General features: G+C 60.0%; 1 protein-coding gene. It reads left to right on the top strand.

Translation table 11 applies throughout. The features are described 5' to 3' along the window. Positions 1-2,423, top strand: a 2,423-nt coding sequence (locus tag D5S18_RS30240; RefSeq protein WP_147404310.1) for an ATP-dependent Clp protease ATP-binding subunit, incomplete at its 3' end; no start/stop codon positions are given.

Genomic DNA, 2,423 nt, shown 5'->3' on the forward strand with positions numbered 1-2,423 from the left:
ATGTTCGAGAGGTTCACCGACCGCGCGAGGCGTGTCGTTGTCTTGGCCCAGGAAGAGGCCCGGATGCTCAACCACAATTACATCGGTACCGAGCACATCCTGCTGGGGCTGATTCATGAGGGTGAGGGGGTGGCGGCGAAGTCGTTGGAGTCGTTGGGGATTTCGTTGGAGGGGGTTCGGTCTCAGGTCGAGGAGATCATTGGTCAGGGTCAGCAGGCTCCGTCGGGGCATATTCCTTTTACGCCGCGGGCGAAGAAGGTCCTCGAACTGAGTTTGCGTGAGGCTTTGCAGTTGGGGCACAACTACATCGGTACGGAGCACATCCTTTTGGGGTTGATTCGTGAGGGTGAGGGTGTCGCGGCGCAGGTGTTGGTGAAGTTGGGGGCGGATTTGAATCGTGTGCGTCAGCAGGTGATTCAGTTGTTGTCGGGGTATCAGGGGAAGGAGCCGGTGGAGTCGGGGTCGCGTGGGGAGGCGGGGACTCCGTCGACGTCGTTGGTGTTGGATCAGTTCGGTCGTAATCTGACGCAGGCGGCTTTGGAGGGGAAGCTGGATCCGGTGATCGGTCGCTCGAAGGAGATCGAGCGGGTGATGCAGGTGTTGTCGCGTCGGACGAAGAACAATCCGGTGTTGATCGGTGAGCCGGGTGTGGGTAAGACGGCGGTGGTGGAGGGGTTGGCGCAGCGGATCGTCAATGGTGAGGTGCCGGAGACGTTGAAGGACAAGCAGCTCTACACGCTGGATCTGGGTTCGTTGGTGGCGGGGTCGCGGTATCGGGGTGATTTCGAGGAGCGTTTGAAGAAGGTCCTCAAGGAGATCAATACGCGTGGGGACATCATTCTGTTCATCGATGAGTTGCATACGCTGGTGGGGGCGGGTGCGGCGGAGGGCGCGATCGATGCGGCGTCGATCTTGAAGCCGAAGTTGGCGCGTGGTGAGTTGCAGACCATTGGTGCGACGACGTTGGACGAGTACCGCAAGTACATCGAGAAGGACGCGGCGTTGGAGCGTCGTTTCCAGCCGGTGCAGGTCGGTGAGCCGACGGTGGAGCACACGATCAATATTTTGAAGGGTTTGCGGGATCGTTACGAGGCGCATCATCGGGTGTCGATCACCGATGGCGCGTTGGTGGCGGCGGCGACGTTGGCGGATCGGTATATCAATGATCGGTTCCTGCCGGACAAGGCGATCGATTTGATCGATGAGGCGGGTGCGCGGATGCGGATTCGTCGGATGACGGCTCCGCCGGATCTGCGGGAGTTCGATGATCGGATCGCGGAGGCGCGTCGGGAGAAGGAGTCGGCGATCGATGCGCAGGACTTCGAGAAGGCGGCTCGGTTGCGGGACAAGGAGAAGCAGCTGGTCGCGAAGCGGGCGGAGCGGGAGAAGCAGTGGCGTTCGGGTGATCTGGATGTGGTCGCCGAGGTCGATGACGAGCAGATCGCCGAGGTGTTGGCGAATTGGACGGGTATTCCGGTGTTCAAGTTGACCGAGGAGGAGACGACTCGGTTGTTGCGGATGGAGGATGAGCTTCATCGGCGGATCATCGGTCAGGAAGACGCTGTGCGGGCGGTGTCGAAGGCGATTCGTCGGACGCGGGCGGGGTTGAAGGATCCGAAGCGGCCGTCGGGGTCGTTCATCTTCGCGGGTCCGTCGGGTGTGGGTAAGACGGAGTTGTCGAAGGCTCTGGCGAATTTCTTGTTCGGTGATGACGACGCGTTGATCCAGATCGATATGGGTGAGTTCCACGACAGGTTCACCGCGTCGCGTCTGTTCGGTGCTCCTCCCGGTTATGTCGGGTACGAGGAGGGTGGGCAGTTGACGGAGAAGGTGCGTCGCAAGCCGTTCTCGGTGGTGTTGTTCGATGAGATCGAGAAGGCGCATCAGGAGATCTACAACACGCTGTTGCAGGTGTTGGAGGATGGGCGTTTGACGGATGGTCAGGGTCGGACGGTGGATTTCAAGAACACGGTGTTGATCTTCACGTCGAATCTGGGGACGTCGGATATCTCGAAGGCCGTGGGGTTGGGGTTCGCGCAGTCCAACAGTGAGGGTTCGAACTACGAGCGGATGAAGCTGAAGGTCAACGATGAGTTGAAGAAGCATTTCCGGCCGGAGTTCCTGAACCGGATCGATGATGTGATCGTGTTCCATCAGTTGACGACCGATCAGATCGTGGAGATGGTGGATCTGATGATCGGTCGGGTCGCGAACCAGTTGCGGAACAAGGATATGGGGATCGAGTTGACCGAGCAGGCCAAGAGCCTGTTGGCGAAGCGTGGTTTCGATCCGGTGTTGGGTGCGCGGCCGTTGCGTCGCACGATCCAACGCGAGATCGAGGACCAGCTCTCGGAGAAGATCCTGTTCGGCGAGATCGGTCCCGGACAGGTCATCACCGTCGACGTCGAAGGCTGGAACGGCGA

The sequence above is a fragment of the Nocardia panacis genome (assembly GCF_003598715.1).
Lineage (GTDB): Bacteria > Actinomycetota > Actinomycetes > Mycobacteriales > Mycobacteriaceae > Nocardia > Nocardia panacis.